1 protein-coding gene is annotated in these 1,546 nt (G+C 64.0%); it reads right to left on the bottom strand.

What is annotated here, in order from left to right:
- Window positions 1-1,352, bottom strand: a 1,352-nt coding sequence (locus tag J3489_RS37150; protein ID WP_207005762.1) for a two-partner secretion domain-containing protein, incomplete at its 3' end; no start/stop codon positions are given.
- Window positions 1,353-1,546 lie beyond the last annotated feature (194 nt).

Genomic DNA, 1,546 nt, shown 5'->3' with positions numbered 1-1,546 from the left:
TCGCCCGCCTGCGCATGCAGCGAAATGTTGGCGTTCGCGGCCGTCTTCGAACCTGACACATCGACGCCGCCGCCCGTCAGCGACGCATTGCCACCCGCCACGTTCTGGCCTGTCGCGGTGAGTTGCCCCGCCGCCGTGACGCTCAGGTCGCCGCCTTGGCCGACCGTGCCGTCGGCGTTCACACCGGCGCCTAGCAGACCACTCGACGCGACACGCTGCGCGCTCACGTTCAGATTCTGTTGCGCGGCGAGCGTGCCGGTGTGGGTCAACGCGCCCGATGTCGAGACCGATACGCCTTGTTGACCATAGGTGATGCCGCTGTTCCGGACGCCGTCTTGCGCCGAGACGCTCAGGTCGCCGCTCGCGTTCGTCTTGCCCGCGAGCACGAGCCGACCGTTCGATTGCAACGTCAAATCACCCGCCTGCGCGGCCAACACGCCTTGATTCGAAACGCCTACGCCGCGCTCGGTGCCGACCAGCACGATGCGATCGGCGTACATGCCGCCCAACTGGCTCACGTCGATCGACACGCCGGGCGCGGGGCCCTCGCCTTGAATCGCCGTTGCGGCGAGCGTGTCGCGATCGACCTGATTCGTGCCCGTCACCCCGTTCAGGTTCTTCGCGTAGATCGCCGCGTTGGCCCGCACCGCGCGCGCGATCAGATCGACCTGATCGACGTTCGATGCGTTAAGCCCCATGCCCTCGACAGTAATGAGGCCGCGCGAGACATGGAAACCCGCGAGCGAACCATCCGCGCCGTAATAGGGCTGCCCGGTCGTGAGCGTCGCCCGGCTCGTGTTGATGAAGCCGCCGCCATCGACGACGATCCCCGCGGGGTTCGCGAGCACGACTTGTGCCCGAGGCCCCGCCACCTCGACGTAGCCGCGCAGTTGGGAGGGCGAGGTGCTGTTGACCTGATTGACGATGATGCGCGCCGACTGGCCCGGCCCGAAGTTCGGGTTGCCGTTGATGTAGCCCGCTTGTTGTGTATTAACCAGCGTCGGCGAGTTGTTCAGAATCGCGCCGTTCTTCTGGACATCGAACTGGTTGTACGTATTGACCGATACGCCAGATCCAGACGGCTTTGCGAGGCTCACTTGGGGCAAGCCGTTGGGCGTCCGGATGACCTGCGTGGACGTGCCCGGCGTCGGCACAATTTGCGCGGATGCAATAGACGGCATGGCGCCAAGCCATGCGACAGCCGCCGCAACAACAAGCCCGCCCAACATGGATCGCCGGCGCGCACACGTTTCGCCGCCGGCCGATTTGCCCGCTGCACTCGCCGTCTCCGCAACGGCCACCACCCTTCCTCGGAACCTGGAGTACACCAAGCGGTACGCCTTCTTGTTCATCGTTCGCGACTGTCGGCACTTTTTAAACCGACGAACGATAAACGAAAGAAATGAAGGCTAACTGTCAAAATCGAGGAAATGTGTCATGTGCACGACACATCACCCAAAATAGGATTTAACCCATAGACATAGCCGGTGCCCCGCCCATGGGGCTGGCGTTGGGTTCGAAAATCGCACTTCGCGCCGGCGCGCCC

It is taken from the genome of Trinickia mobilis (assembly GCF_017315705.1).
Taxonomy (GTDB): domain Bacteria; phylum Pseudomonadota; class Gammaproteobacteria; order Burkholderiales; family Burkholderiaceae; genus Trinickia_A; species Trinickia_A mobilis.
This window is presented reverse-complemented; position numbering and strand designations above follow the sequence as displayed.